At 69.7% G+C, this 12244-nt stretch carries 11 protein-coding genes and 1 tRNA gene; 5 read left to right on the top strand and 7 right to left on the bottom strand.

All coding sequences use genetic code 11. The annotated features are described in order from the left end of the window. Nucleotides 1-96 precede the first annotated feature (96 nt). A complete protein-coding gene (locus CACI_RS29585) occupies nucleotides 97-489 on the bottom strand; it encodes a cupin domain-containing protein (RefSeq protein WP_015794558.1) in 393 nt (130 codons plus the stop codon). Nucleotides 490-620: 131 nt separating this feature from the next. Here CACI_RS29585 and orn point away from each other — a divergent pair, with 131 nt between their 5' ends. The 3 genes from orn to CACI_RS29570 all read left to right on the top strand — a co-directional run bounded on the left by orn (nucleotide 621) and on the right by CACI_RS29570 (nucleotide 2912). Next, nucleotides 621-1262 (top strand): oligoribonuclease, encoded by a 642-nt coding sequence (gene orn / locus CACI_RS29580; protein ID WP_015794557.1) that lies wholly within the window; start codon nucleotides 621-623, stop codon nucleotides 1260-1262. A gap of 129 nt (nucleotides 1263-1391) precedes the next feature. Continuing rightward, a tRNA-His gene (locus tag CACI_RS29575) sits at nucleotides 1392-1466 on the top strand. Nucleotides 1467-1574: 108 nt separating this feature from the next. Further along, entirely contained in the window at nucleotides 1575-2912 is a 1338-nt protein-coding gene (locus CACI_RS29570; protein ID WP_015794556.1) for a (Fe-S)-binding protein, read from the top strand. A 56-nt stretch (nucleotides 2913-2968) separates the two neighbouring features. Here CACI_RS29570 and CACI_RS29565 read toward each other — a convergent pair whose 3' ends face one another. Both CACI_RS29565 and CACI_RS46200 read right to left on the bottom strand, forming a co-directional pair. Next, a complete protein-coding gene (locus CACI_RS29565) occupies nucleotides 2969-3832 on the bottom strand; it encodes a hypothetical protein (protein ID WP_015794555.1) in 864 nt (287 codons plus the stop codon). A gap of 87 nt (nucleotides 3833-3919) precedes the next feature. Beyond that, a complete protein-coding gene (locus CACI_RS46200; RefSeq protein ID WP_015794554.1) occupies nucleotides 3920-4873 on the bottom strand; it encodes a hypothetical protein in 954 nt (317 codons plus the stop codon). A 274-nt stretch (nucleotides 4874-5147) separates the two neighbouring features. Here CACI_RS46200 and asnB point away from each other — a divergent pair, with 274 nt between their 5' ends. Further along, on the top strand, nucleotides 5148-7829 hold the full coding sequence (gene asnB, locus CACI_RS29555) for an asparagine synthase (glutamine-hydrolyzing) (RefSeq protein WP_015794553.1): 2682 nt from the start codon (nucleotides 5148-5150) through the stop codon (nucleotides 7827-7829). Between the two features lie 32 nt (nucleotides 7830-7861). On the opposite strand, the gene CACI_RS29550 is transcribed toward asnB, so the two are convergent. Further along, the gene (locus tag CACI_RS29550) at nucleotides 7862-8053 is read right to left on the bottom strand and encodes a hypothetical protein (RefSeq protein WP_015794552.1); all 192 of its coding nucleotides are present in this window, start codon (nucleotides 8051-8053) and stop codon (nucleotides 7862-7864) included. Nucleotides 8054-8200: 147 nt separating this feature from the next. On the opposite strand from CACI_RS29550, the gene CACI_RS29545 reads away from it, so the two are divergent. Further along, complete coding sequence (locus CACI_RS29545) at nucleotides 8201-8821, top strand: hypothetical protein (RefSeq protein WP_015794551.1); 621 nt, start codon at nucleotides 8201-8203, stop codon at nucleotides 8819-8821. Nucleotides 8822-8925: 104 nt separating this feature from the next. Here CACI_RS29545 and CACI_RS29540 read toward each other — a convergent pair whose 3' ends face one another. The 3 genes from CACI_RS29540 to CACI_RS29530 are packed head-to-tail and all read right to left on the bottom strand — an operon-like array spanning nucleotide 8926 to nucleotide 12129. Then, the gene (locus CACI_RS29540; RefSeq protein ID WP_015794550.1) at nucleotides 8926-9405 is read right to left on the bottom strand and encodes a carboxymuconolactone decarboxylase family protein; all 480 of its coding nucleotides are present in this window, start codon (nucleotides 9403-9405) and stop codon (nucleotides 8926-8928) included. Further along, nucleotides 9402-10487 (bottom strand): NAD(P)H-dependent amine dehydrogenase family protein, encoded by a 1086-nt coding sequence (locus CACI_RS29535; RefSeq protein ID WP_041542659.1) that lies wholly within the window; start codon nucleotides 10485-10487, stop codon nucleotides 9402-9404. Before CACI_RS29535 ends, CACI_RS29540 begins: the two co-directional genes overlap by 4 nt. Nucleotide 10488: 1 nt before the next feature. Then, nucleotides 10489-12129, bottom strand: a complete 1641-nt coding sequence (locus CACI_RS29530; RefSeq protein ID WP_015794548.1) for a GMC oxidoreductase — start codon at nucleotides 12127-12129, stop codon at nucleotides 10489-10491. Nucleotides 12130-12244: the final 115 nt, after the last annotated feature.

The following is a 12244-nucleotide window of genomic DNA, read 5'->3' as shown; positions in this document are numbered from 1 at the left end:
CCGGTGACGACCGGGTCGCGCCAGTGCGGGTGTGGCCCAGGTCGGTTTCCGCGCGGGCTTTTGCGTGGGCTGCTGCGCGGACCGCCGCGTTGCCGGCTACTGGGCCCACGGCGGCGTGAACGGCGCGCCGCCGACGATCGCCCGCATCCCGACCGAGGTCGCGACCGTCAGCCGTGCCGGTTCGGCGGTGCTGGCGTTGCGGATCTGCAGGGTGGCGTGCGGCGGGACGATGATGGCGTCGCCCGGGCCGGCGCTCACCTCGCGGTCGGCGACCGTGGCCGAGACCGCGCCGTCGACGACGACGAAGACCTCCTCGCGGTCCATGCTGTGGGTCTCGCTGCGGGCGCCGGGGACCAGGTCCAGGGCCCAGACGGCGAGTTCGGCGCTGCCGCGCGACGGTACGGCCAGGGGGCGGAAGGTGAAGCCGTCGCGGGCGAAGGGCTGCGCGTCGGCGAGGGTCGACAAGGGCGAGAAGGGCGACAAAGACATGGGTGCTCCAAACTCTTCAGGGTCTCAAGTTCGACAACATGGTTGACGAATTCAGCCTAGAAGCCCGCCGCGTTGATAGTCAACCCGGTTGTCGATCCTGCGGTCCGCCACCGTCCCACTAGGGTGGATCCATGAGTGACAGGCTGGTGTGGATCGACTGCGAGATGACCGGGCTCGACCTGGACAAGGACGCTCTGATCGAGGTGGCGGTGCTGGTCACTGACTCGGAGCTGAACGTCCTGGGGGACGGGGTCGACGTCGTCGTCGCCCCGCCGGCCGAGGAGCTCCCGGGTCTGCTGGAGGGCATGGTCGAGGTGGTGCGCGAGATGCACACCGCCTCCGGACTGCTGGAGGAGCTCTCGAGCGGGATTCCGATGGCTGAGGCGCAGGAACGGGTCCTGGCCTACGTGCGCGAGCACGTCCCGGAGGCGGGCAAGGCGCAGCTGGCCGGCAACTCGGTCGGCACCGACCGCGGGTTCCTGGCGCGCGACATGCCCGAGCTGGAGCAGCACCTGCACTACCGCATCGTGGACGTCTCCTCGATCAAGGAGCTGGCGCGCCGCTGGTACCCGCGCGTGTACTTCAACGCCCCGAAGAAGACCGGCAACCACCGCGCCCTCGGCGACATCCGCGACTCGATCGCCGAGCTGCGCTACTACCGCGACGCGATCTTCGTCCCGCAGCCCGGCCCGGACTCGGAGACGGCGCGTACCGTCGCGGGCCGGATCGAGGCAGAGGAAGCGGCCGCCGCGGCGGCGCGCGCGGAGTCCTGACCTCCCCCTCGGGCCCTTCGGGGCCCGGGTTAAAGGGTTGTGCGGAGCACCGCCCGATCCATGTATGCTTGGCGGTGCCAGCGCGGCGCGGGGCCCGGGAGACCGGCGGTCGGCGACGCGATGGACCATGGTGGGCGTAGCTCAGTTGGTAGAGTCCTGGGTTGTGATCCCAGTTGTCGCGGGTTCGAGCCCCGTCGCTCACCCTCCATGGAACGGCTCCTGATCTCGCACAGCGAGAGCGGGGGCCGTTCTTCTGTTTCACCGTGCTCAGCGTGATTAGCGCGCTCAGCACCACTCAGTACACTGCCCGCCATGGGCGAGAACTTGGACGACCTGACCGCCAAATGCGTCCACTGCGGGTTCTGCCTCCCGGCGTGTCCGACGTACGCGCTCACGGGCGATGAGAACGACTCCCCGCGCGGCCGCATCCACCTGATGCGCCAGGTGCTCGAGGGCAAGGCTGAGCTCGACGACGCGGTGGCCGGGCACGTCGACTCGTGCCTGGGCTGCCTGTCCTGCGTGAGCGCCTGCCCCTCCGGCGTCGAGTACGACCGGATCATCGAGGAGTTCCGCCCGCAGGTCGAGGAAGCCTACGCCGAGCGCCGGGGCGACAAAGCCTTCCGGGAACTCGTCTTCGGCCTCTTCCCGCACCCGGCACGGCTGCGCGTCGCGGCACTCGGCGCGGTGGCGTACCGCCGAACGGGTGGTGCGGCACTGGTCCGTGCCACCGGCCTGCTGCGCCGCTTCCCGAAGCTCGGCGCGATGGAGGCGCTGATGCCGGACACCACGCTGCGCAAGGCGTGGAGCACGATGCCGACCTCCAGCGCACCGGAGGGCGAACAGCGTGCGACAGTCGGGATGGTCTCCGGCTGCGTGCAGCGGGTGTTCTTCAGCGACGTCAACGCCGCGACCGCCCGCGTCCTGCGCGCCGAGGGCTGCCAGGTCGTGGTCCCGAACCAAGGCTGCTGCGGCGCCCTGTCCCTGCACGCCGGACGCGAGCACGAGGCCAAGGGCTACGCCCGCCGCCTGATCGACGCCTTCCGCCGCCCCGCGGAGCCCGCCGCCGTCCCCCTGGCCGACCTCGACGCGGTGGTGGTCAACGTCGCCGGCTGCGGCTCCACCCTGAAGCAGTACGGCGAACTCCTCGCCGACGACCCCGCTTACGCCGCACCCGCCGCCGAGTTCGCGGCGAAGGTCCGCGACATCTCCGAAGTCCTCGCCGACCTCGAACCCCGAGCCGAACGCCACCCCATCGAAGCTCGCGTCGCCTACCACGACGCCTGCCACCTGGCCCACGGCCAAGGCGTCCGCACCCAACCGCGCCGGCTCCTCGCCGCCATCCCCGGCCTCGACGTGGTCGAACCCGCCGAATCAGCCTTCTGTTGCGGCTCGGCGGGCGTCCACAACCTCGTCCGCCCCGAAGCCGCGGAAGAGCTGGGCCGCCGCAAAGCCGCCCGCATCACCGCCACCCACCCCGACCTCATCGCCACCGGCAACCCCGGCTGCCTCCTGCAGATCCAACGCCACCTCCCCGACCCCACCCCGGTAGTCCACCCGATCGAGATCATCGACGCCTCCCTGCGCGGACTCACGCTCAACCCGGCGCGCCTGCGGCGGAAGGCCGGCGGCGAGGGCGAGTCAGGCAGCTGAGCAGGTCGGTGCGGCGGGCATCAGGTGGCTGAGCCGAGAACCGGAGCGGGCGCCGGTCAGGCCTCGCCAGCCGCATCGGTCTCGATCCACTTGGTGACCTGGTAGTTCTTGCCGCGGAGCTCCCTGCCTTCCAGGCGCATCACCCGCTGTGCGAGCACTGAGCCGTCGTCCTGGGACACGGCCTCCCAGGTGTGCTCCAGCTTGGTCGGCTCGGCGCGCGACTTGAGTTTCTTCAGTGCCAGCTCGGTCATCTCCACGCGCTTGGGCGGGCACAGCTCGTGGACCAGTTGGATCGCCACTGCCGTGCTCTCCAGCCGCAGCCGTGCCCAGGAACCGTCGCTGAACATGAGGCTGACATCGGCGCCCCCGCCCGCGTAGGCGTGCTTCACCACCGAGCCGAGTACTTCCCGCGGCGCTTCCCACAGGACCTGGGTCGGCTTCAGGCCCGGGCCGTTGTCGATGCCCAGGATCACGAGCCGCCGGTCGGTCACCGCCAGCTCGGTCGTGAACAGCTTGTCGCGGCGGTCGGGGTCCAGCTGGTAGGGGAGGGTGCGTGCGACGGTGCCGGGCGCGGCTACCAGGACTGGGAAGTCCTCGACCTCGCGGGCCGGGTCGGTCGGGCGGGCGCCGTCGCCGAGGTCGACGTCGGGGTTGGCGTTGCTGACGGCGTTGACGGCCAGCGCGGCGACGACCACGACCGCCTTGCCGATGCCCCAGACGGCTTTGTTGGTGCGGGCGGCGGCGTCGGAGTTGGGGGTGTACGCCGGGGCTTCGGGCCAGCCCGGGAGGTCGGCGGCGATGTCGCGTCCGCTTTCGTCGCGGAACCAGCGCATGCCGGCGACCTTGGCGGCGCGGCCGGTGGCGAAGGTGGCGCGGCCGCGGTGGATCAGGGTTTCGTCGGGTTCCGGATACCAGCTCATAGGACAAGCAGCTTATTGATCCGGGCGGGGCAGTGCGGCTGCGGGGCTGTGCGGCTACAGGGCTGTGCGGCAGCGCGGCTGCGGGCCTCAGTCCGCGGTCGCGCGCTCGATCCGTCGGCGGCGCCAGGCCGGCCACCACTTGTCCAGCAGGAAGTAGGTGACGATGCCCAGGCTGATGGCCACCAGGTGCTCGCGGCCGGCCAGGTTCGGCAGGATCGCCGCCTCGCCGCCCATCGACACCGCGGTCAGCGCCACGACCCAGTACGTGCGCAGCCGGAGCGCCAGGTAGATCAGCAGCGAGACCACCGCGACCGAGGGTCCGGTGTCGACCTGGAAGTTGTCGATCTGCGGGGTGCCGATGTGCAGCCAGTTGCTGGCGTAGACCATCAGGCGGGCGGCCATCGAGGTGACCGCGCTGGTGATCATCGCGATCGCGATCATCTTCTTCCAGCCCAGCCAGCACTCCGCGATGCCGAAGGCGATCAGCACCTGCGCCATCGCGCCCCAGGCCGGCAGGTCCGGAGCCGGGGCGAACAGCGACAGCGGCAGCTGGGGGAGCAGCTGCCAGATCGGCTCGCCCTGGCGGACCCCGGCGATGTCGATGACGAACGCCAGCCCGCCGGGCCGGTTCATCTCCAGGATCCACAGCACGCCGATGGTCAGCACGCACAGCACCGTCGCCGGGATCGCCATCAGCTTCTTCGTCCGGACCTCGCGGACCGGCACGGAGAAGAAGACCACCATGTCGCGCACGAACGTGCGCCCGACGGCGACTGCCGCCCGCACCACCGGATTGCGCCGCGACCCGGCGTCCGAGTCCGAGCCCGACTCCGACTCCGCGTTCAAGTTCGAGTCCGGGTTCGAGTCCGGGTGCGACTTCGAGTCCGAGTCAGGACCAGGACCAGGGGATGAAAACCCGATCCGCACCAGGTCGCCCGCGGTCGGTCCGTCCCCGCCCCCCACTGGATCCCCGGGTTCGCCGCCGTGCCCGCCACCCTCGGCCGGTCCCTGCGGCCGGTCGGTCACGGTGTCATTCGCCATCGTCGTCCCCCCGGATCGGTAGCCGTGGCGTCCGGCATGGGCGGACGCGCTGGAAAACCGCCTCCGGCCCCGATGGTAGCAACGCCGGAAGATCCCGCGCCGGTCCGGGCGTTCCCACCTGCCGGGCAGGCGCGGACGGCGTCAGTGCGGGTCACGGGGTACCCCTGCCCGCTGGTAGATCACACTACTCGACGTCGCACTGGCGTCACCCGCTCGTCGTATAGGTTTGGCTCAGCGCGCAAGGTTCTACATACGGCGAGGAGTGGCACGGCACATGTGCGGTATCGCGGGCGTCTTCGGGGCCCATGACGAGGCCATGCTCAAGCGGATGGGCGACGCCATCGCCCACCGGGGACCCGACGGCGAGGGCGTCTATAGCGACGGGGCTCGTGTCGGCTACGCCCACCGCCGCCTGGCGATCATCGACCGGGCCCACGGCGACCAGCCCTTCCTCACCGAGGACGGCCGCTACGCCGCCGTCTACAACGGCGAGATCTACAACTACCGCGAGCTGATGGCCGAACTGGAGGCCCTCGGCCACAGCTTCCGCACCGTCTGCGACACCGAGGTCGTGGTCCGGGCCTTCGCCGAGTGGGGCGAGGCGGCCTTCGACCGCTTCAACGGCATGTTCGCCGTCGCCATCCACGACACCGAGACCGGCAAGAGCTACCTGGCGCGCGACCACTTCGGCATCAAGCCGCTGTACCTGGCCTCGGTCGACGGTGCCGACGGCAGTCACCGCCTGGTCTTCGGCTCGGAGATCAAGGCGGTCCTGGCCTCCGGTCTGGTCAAGGCGGCGCCGGACGACGCCACGCTCTATCGCTACCTGCGCTTCCGCATCCACGAGGACTCCGATCGCACCTTCTTCGCCGGGATCGAGAAGGTCCGCCCCGGCGAGGTCGTCGTGCTGGACCCCTCCGGCACCGACGTCAGCGTCGAGCGCCGCATGTTCACCACGCTGCGCGAGGACCTGCTGGCCGACGGCCCGCGCTCGCCGTTCACCAAGGACACCACCAAGGAGTTCAAGGAGCGCCTGACCGAGGCGATCCGGATGCGCCTGGTCGGTGAGGTCCCGGTCGGTACCGCGCTGTCCGGCGGGCTGGACTCCTCGACCGTGGTCGCGGTGATCAGCAAGCTGATGAAGCAGCACGCGCAGGACGTGGAGTCCGTCGGCGCCACGCAGAACAGCTTCTCCGCGGTGTTCCCCGGCAGCGTCAACGACGAGGGGCGCTACGTCGACGCCGTCATGGCCAAGACCGCCGCCGACAGCGGCCCGATCGACTGCCACAAGATCCACCCGAACCCGGACGAGTTCCTGGAGGACCTGGCCGACTTCGTGCGGACCCAGGAGGAGCCGACCATCTCCACCGGTCCCTACGCGCAGTACAAGGTCATGCAGGAGGCGACCAAGCACGTCACCGTCCTGCTCGACGGCCAGGGCGCCGACGAGATGATGGCCGGCTACCTGCCCTACTACTTCGTCTACCTGCGCCAGCTGCGCAAGGAGAAGCAGTACACGAAGCTGATGCGCGAGGTCGTCTCCTCCACCGACGTGCTCTCCCGCTACGGCAAGCAGGTCGTGCGCGGCAAGCTGGGCCTGGACAAGCCGGTGGACATCCGGCAGATGTTGGACAAGGGCTTCGCGAAGCAGCACAAGGCCGAGACCTTCAGCCCGGTGCCGGACGACCTGCGGGCCCGCCTGGTCGAGGACATCTTCGGCAACTCGCTACCCTCGCTGCTGCGCTACGAGGACCGCAACACCATGCGCTTCTCGCTGGAGGGCCGCGTGCCCTTCCTGGACTTCAACCTCGTGCGCTACCTGTTCACGCTGGAGCCCGAGGCGATCATCAAGGGCGGCTGGAACAAGAAGATCCTGCGCGACTCGGTGCGGGGTCTGCTGCCCGACCAGATCGTCGACCGGCGCAACAAGATCGGCTTCACGACGCCGGAGCGCGAGTGGTTCCTGCGGATCAAGAACCACGTGCACACGGTGTTCCGCTCGGACTCCTTCGGCTCGCGGCCGTACTTCGACCAGGCCTCGGTGCTGCGCGCGTTCGAGGAGTTCATCGCCGGCAAGAACAGCGACACCATGCTGTTCTGGCGGCTGCTGAACGTCGAGCTGTGGCTGCGGACCTTCGTGGACGCCCCCGGGACCCACGTGGACTCCACGACCTCGGCGGCCAAGGAGTACTTCGCGGCCAACCCCGGCAAGGAGATCGCGATCAGCACCCCCTCCAGCGGACAGGTGCTGCGCTTCCCGATCCAGACCGACGCCTTCGCCAAGGGCGACGACTTCCACACCAAGATCTCCGAGTACGGCGCGGAGTTCGCCACCCGCGTGGCGGAGTCCGAGGACCACGCCGAGGCGCTGAACAGCCCGTGGTTCCTGGCGGTCAGCGAGAAGGTGGTCGCGATCTCCCAGGGCCGCAGCTACTTCCTGTGGGAGATCAAGCCCTCCTTCGCGGCCCGCAAGCTGCAGAAGTTCGTGGTCCGCACCCCCGCCGGCATCGGCCTGGGCTCCCCGGAGACCATGCAGCTGGCGATCCAGGAGGCGGGGCTCGCGCGCATCGTCGCCGCCTCCGCCGCCGGCGCGGTCGGCAAGGTCGTCGGTCGCAAGGGCCTGTTCTACCAGCTGGCGGGTCCGGCGGTGCGCGCCATCGACGGCCCGACGCAGTACTCGCTGTACCCCTCGAACGTCTCGGCGAAGCTGGCTCCGGCCGACCCGGGCAAGGCCGCCTCCGAGCTGGCCGACCGGCTGCGCAAGGTGCTGCCGGCCCAGGCCGCCGGTACGTTCCAGGGCGTGGCCATCATCGATGCCAACGACCTGGGCTGCAACATCCTGGGGCAGGCCACGACGGTCGCCGAGGAGAAGATCGCGGAGATCTTCAAGGACAACCCGCTGGGGCAGGGCGCGCAGCGCACGCCGCTGGCGGTGGTGGTGCTGCCCCAGAAGTAGCTTTCGCCCGCGCGTTCCACGGGGTCCGCCGATCAGGCGATCTCGTGGAACGCGTGGTAATGGCTGTCAGCCCACTGCCGGGCTTCTTCGTGCGTCCGCTGTCCCGGTGAGCGCGTGGTGCATTCTTCGCACTGCGCACGCCACGGCCAGCCACCCCACGTGTGGACGATGGTGACCGGACCCCACTCGTTGTCTTGACGCTCGCGTTCGATGACGGTGTTCATCGACACACCCTCCCTCGCGTCTCGCCTCCCATTTCACCAGCAGGACGCACAGCGGCGCCATCGGATATACCCCTAGGGCGCCCGCGCCGCCGGGATGCTTCCCGACAGGCTGGAGCAGATGGCCCGCGCGCGGCTAATCTACGGCTCGTGACTATCGAAGACGACGACGACCTCGCCCTGCCCGCGGCGCTGGCCGCGATAGCCGCGATCGGCTTCCCGCAGGAAGCCGGCGAGGACGAGCCGCGCGAGGACGACGCCGACAACAACGACACCGACAACAACGACGACGACACCGATGACGACGAGGGCGAGACCCTCGCGCATCCCCCGGTGGACTTCGAGCTCTTCGAGGAGTTCCTGGACACCGACGACACCGACGACTGGTTCCAGGGCTGGACCGCCAACCCGGACGCCGACGCCGGCCAGTTCCGGGTCTTCGGCCAGACCGCGGACGGCGGCTACGCGGCCTTCTGGCTGGTCCGCGAGGACGCCCCGCTGGCCGAGCAGCCGATCGTGTTCCTGGGCGCCGACGGCGAGACCGGCGTGGTCGCCTGCGACCTGCCCTCCTTCCTGTGGCTGATCGCCGACGGCTCAGGACCCTACGAAGCCGTCGAGCACCCCACCCGCCGCTCCACCCCGCACCCGGAGTTCACGGCCATCGCCGAAAAGCACGCCGGCACCGAGCGCATGACGGCCCGCCAGGTGGTCGCCGCCGCCCGGGACGAATTCCCGGACTTCGAGGACACGATGGTGGAACTTTCGCGCTGAGGGCCGCCTCGGGCCCAAGGCATCCGGACGATGCGGGCGGCAACGGCGCCGCCCCATCGTGCGGTCGGCTTCGGTCGGCACATCTCACCGCGAAACACTTCACGTCAGTGCCCTGGCAGCACACACGCCGCGTCGATCCCCAGCACATGGTTCAGCCGCCCGAAAGCCAGCCACGACCCCAGGCACATCGTCAGCTCGACGACCTCCACCTGCGAGTACACGGCCAGCATCCGGGTCCAGAACTCCTCGTCCAGGTTGTGGTGGTCCAGGCAGTAGCGTTCGGCGTACTCCGCTGCCAGCCGGGTCCGCTCGTCGAAGCCGTCGACGGTGCGCCACTCGGCGACCGCCGCGTCGAATCCGTCCTCGACTTTCGTTCCGTCGCGCTCGGTGCGCCAGTCCAGGCAGAACAGGCAGCCGTTGATCTGGGCGACGCGCAGGCGTGCCGCCTCGAATTCGCGCAGGCCCAGGGTGGTGCGGTCGTAGACCGCCATCGAGAACGCGGCGGCGGCGGGACCGATGCCGGGCACCATCTCGCCCCACACGTAGCCGATGGGTTCCTTGCCCTCCGGCAGGTCGATGATCACTGTGTTCCGCCTCCGCCTTCCGTCCACAGCCCTGTCGCCGGCCGTATCGGCACGTCCAGCGCGTCGTAAAGCCCTGGCTCGTGCTCGGCCAGCCACGCGATCGCGCCGACCAGCCGTCCCACGGCCGTGGCGTTGCCGCCGGCCGAGCGGTTGCCGCCCTCGTCCGCGGCCTCGAGGGTGACCTCGATGCGCGGGTGTCCCTCGATGACCACGCGGTGCGCCCCGACGCCGTCCGGCGCCCGCGGCCAGTCCGGCGCCACCGATCCGTGGATCCGGGTCACGTGCTCGATCACGATCCGCGCCTTGCCCTCGATCTCGCCGCGTACCTCGAAGCGGACGCCGCCCTGCGTCCCGGCCTCGAAGACGCCCATCGTCGCGGTGTGCACGGTCTCGGGCAGCACCGCGCGCTCGACGTGCTCGGTGATCGCCGACAGCTCCGTGCCGAGCGCCCGCGCCATCAGCCGCAGCTGTCCGCCCCACACCATCGTGGGGACGCCCGGCGCCGTCATCATCGGCTCGTAGTCCATCGGCTGCCCCATGCCGACCAGGTAGCGGACCGAGTCCTCCTGGTCGTAGGTGGCGTAGTCGAAGATCTCCTGGCAGCGCACCTCCTCGATCCGGGTGCCCAGGCCCGTCAGCATCAGCGGCAGGACGTCGTTGGCCCAGCCCGGATCGACGCCGGAGGCGAACAGCGAGCCGCCGCCCTCGGCGACCGCCGCGAGCACCCGCTCCCGCTGCTCGGCCGGTGCGCCGCGCGGATCGTAGAACGCGTACAAGGCCGGCGTGACCACCACCGCGCCGGCGCGGACGGCGCGGACGACGTCGTCCAGCGCCTCGTCCGGACGCACGTCGCCGGAGGCCGCGTAGACCACGGCCTTCGCGCCGCGCAGCGCGGCCTCGGCATCGTCAGTGGCCGCGATCCCGAGCGCGCGCCCGAGACCGGCCAGCTCCCCGGCGTCGCGCCCGACCTTCGCCGGATCGTGCACCACCACCGCGCACAGCGCCAGCCCGGGACGCGCGGCGACCGCTCTGATCGCCGCCCGTCCCATGTTGCCGGTTCCCCAGACCAGGGTCGGAATCAGGTCATCCGCCATTGGCGATGATGTTCTCGATGTTGCGCTCGGCCAGCGCGGTGATGGTGACGAACGGGTTCACGCTGGTGTTGCCGGGGATCAGCGCGCCGTCCATCACGTACAGGCCCGGATAGGCGGTCAGCCGGCCGTAGTTGTCCGTGGCCTGATTCAGCACCGCGCCGCCCAGCGGGTGGTACGTCAGCTGGTCCTGCCAGGTCTTATACGAGCCGAACAGGTCGGTCCGGTAGATGGTGCCCTCGGTGGAGTTGATCTTGTCGAAGATGCTCTTGGCCATCGTGATGCCGTCCTGCTTCCACGCCAGCTGCCAGCTCAGGTCGACCTTCTGCGTGGCGGCGTTCCAGGTGAACTGCGCGCGGTGCGGGTTCTTCGTGATCGACAGGTACAGCGAGGCCCAGGTCTCGATCCCGATCGGCAGCGGCGCCACCTCGGCGAACGCGCCGCCCTTGGTCCAGTTGTCGATGCCGCCGCACGGGACCGTGGACTGTTTGGAGCCGGTGGGGTCCCAGATCTGGTTCGCCCGGCCGACCATGATGTTGCCGTTGTCGCCCCAGCCCTGCCCGACCTGGTCGTTCAGGTGCGGCAGCTGCCCGGTGTCGCGCATCTGGACCAGCAGCTTGCTGGTGCCCACGCTGCCCGCGGCGAAGACCACCTTGTCGGCGGTGACCTCCTTGGTGACGACCACGTTCCCGGAGGTGTCCAGCTGGTTCATCAGCACCGTGTAGCCGCCGCCGGAGGCCGGGGACACCGAGGTCACCTTGTGCAGCGGGGAGATGTTCACCTTGCCGGTGGCCAGCGCCGCCGGGATGTACGTCTTCTGCAGGGACTTCTTGCCGTAGTTGTTGCCGTAGAGCAGTTCCTGGCCCAGCGCCGACTTCGGGACCGTGCCGGCGTCCTCCTGCTGCATGTAGTTCCAGTCGTACACGTCCGGCACGAACTGGAACGGGAACCCGGACCGCCCGGCCTGCTTCTGCCCGACGCGCGCGAACTGGTACCAGTCGGTTTTGGTGAACCAGCTCTGCGGGACGACGCCGGCGCCGAGACCGGCGTTGGCGCGCGGGTAGTAGACGTTGTACATCTCGGCGGGGTTCACCGAGGGCAGGATCGCGCCGAAGTTCTCCTGCTTCGGCGTCACCGCCATACCGCCGTTCACCAGGGACCCGCCGCCGATGCCGCGCCCTTGGTAGACCGTGATCCCGGCGAAGTCCTCGGCGTCGAGGATGCCGGTGTAGTTCGGGATGGCGCGGTCGATCGGGATCCCGAGGAAGTAGCCGACGGGCTGCTTGGTCTGCGTCCGCAGCCAGAAGGACCGCTGGTCCGGACTGGTCAGGTTGCAGAAGATCTTCCCGTCCGACCCCGGGGTGTCCCAGGCCATGCCCATCTCGATCATCTCCACCGCGATGCCGGCCTGGGCCAGCCGCAGCGCCGCGACCGAGCCGCCGTATCCGGTGCCGATGATCAGCGCCTGGACGTGGGCTCCGTTGGAGATGGGGGTGCTGCGCTGCGCGGCGGAGGCCCGGGAGGCCGACAGGCCGCCGAGGGCCGCCGCGCCCAGAACCGTGCCTGTACCGGCCAGGAATCCGCGCCGTGACAGACCTCGGGCTCCTGGGTCGTGCCTTGATGTTGCGCTCATGTGACGCTCCTCACATGGTGCGGATTTTGAGAACTTGTTCTACTACCGCCCGCGTGAGAAGTCACGCACTTACTGACAAGTAATATAACGGAACGTCAGATCAAAAACCCCAGGT

This window comes from Catenulispora acidiphila DSM 44928 (assembly GCF_000024025.1).
Taxonomy (GTDB): domain Bacteria; phylum Actinomycetota; class Actinomycetes; order Streptomycetales; family Catenulisporaceae; genus Catenulispora; species Catenulispora acidiphila.
The sequence above is the reverse complement of the archived record's forward strand: the minus strand, read 5'-3'. Positions and strand labels throughout refer to the sequence as shown.

Excerpts from the sequence above, each read along its gene's own strand:
- CACI_RS29585 (WP_015794558.1), bottom strand. The coding sequence starts at position 489 with ATGTCTTTGTCGCCCTTCTCGCCCTTGTCGACCCTCGCCGACGCGCAG.
- asnB (WP_015794553.1), top strand. The coding sequence starts at position 5,148 with ATGTGCGGTATCGCGGGCGTCTTCGGGGCCCATGACGAGGCCATGCTC.
- CACI_RS46200 (WP_015794554.1), bottom strand. The coding sequence starts at position 4,873 with ATGGCGAATGACACCGTGACCGACCGGCCGCAGGGACCGGCCGAGGGT.
- orn (WP_015794557.1), top strand. The coding sequence starts at position 621 with ATGAGTGACAGGCTGGTGTGGATCGACTGCGAGATGACCGGGCTCGAC.
- CACI_RS29565 (WP_015794555.1), bottom strand. The coding sequence starts at position 3,832 with ATGAGCTGGTATCCGGAACCCGACGAAACCCTGATCCACCGCGGCCGC.
- CACI_RS29570 (WP_015794556.1), top strand. The coding sequence starts at position 1,575 with ATGGGCGAGAACTTGGACGACCTGACCGCCAAATGCGTCCACTGCGGG.
- CACI_RS29530 (WP_015794548.1), bottom strand. The coding sequence starts at position 12,129 with ATGAGCGCAACATCAAGGCACGACCCAGGAGCCCGAGGTCTGTCACGG.
- CACI_RS29550 (WP_015794552.1), bottom strand. The coding sequence starts at position 8,053 with ATGAACACCGTCATCGAACGCGAGCGTCAAGACAACGAGTGGGGTCCG.